Origin of the sequence: Yersinia sp. 2542 StPb PI, assembly GCF_048593855.1 — a bacterium.
In the GTDB taxonomy this organism is placed as follows: domain Bacteria; phylum Pseudomonadota; class Gammaproteobacteria; order Enterobacterales; family Enterobacteriaceae; genus Yersinia; species Yersinia enterocolitica_E.
In genome coordinates this window covers 1-701 of sequence record NZ_JAZGQA010000465.1, presented here as the reverse complement: position 1 = coordinate 701, position 701 = coordinate 1, and the positions used below count along the sequence as shown (strand labels likewise).

The window sequence follows — 701 nt, the reverse complement described above, 5'->3', positions numbered from 1 at the left end:
GTAATAAAAAGTAAATTATAGAATATGGTGGTAGTATTATTTCCCTAGCCAGAAAGTCATTTGTCGATTGTCTTTATCACGCTGCTAATAATATGTCACTCCCATCAGTTACACCCACAGTGTCAATGACCGGCGTATCAGCTATAGCGTTAAACTGAGTAGCGATCGCCATATCGGTGAGTGGTGTGTTTACATCAATACCTTGGGCTTTTAGGAGTTCCAGCATAGGGGTAGCATTACCTCTCAATAAATTGTATATGCCTTCATCTTCACCTCCTTGGTAAGGTTTTCCTGGCTCTGCATGCATCGTTCTGGACAATGAGCATACCGAATAATAAAAATCACCGTCAATACTTAAACCATCTAGTCTCAACTGCACTTGATCAAGCTGCTTAGGGGTATTACCGGTATTAGAGGCGTTATCTGCATTAGGAATAAATGAATTACCAAATTCTAAGGATTGGATATAATTCCCCCGTTCCATGAAGCCATTATCGCCCAATAGAGTGCCACCAACAATTAGCGCAGCTGGCCCATCAGGGTTTTGAAACTCAGCCAGAGCGATTCTATTATTATTCATATCTGTGCTGTCGGAAAAAGTATAGTTGTCATGAATATTGGATATATTAACTAAATCACCATACGCCGTAGCCCACTGGTGAGCATAGGAGGAAATAGTTTCATATTTAATTGATTCATTG

General features: G+C 40.1%; 1 protein-coding gene. It reads right to left on the bottom strand.

Going from position 1 to position 701, the window contains the following annotated elements:
• Positions 1–76: 76 nt before the first annotated feature.
• On the bottom strand, positions 77–701 hold a 625-nt coding region (locus V1952_RS22315), incomplete at its 5' end, for a heme acquisition protein HasA (RefSeq protein ID WP_420075607.1).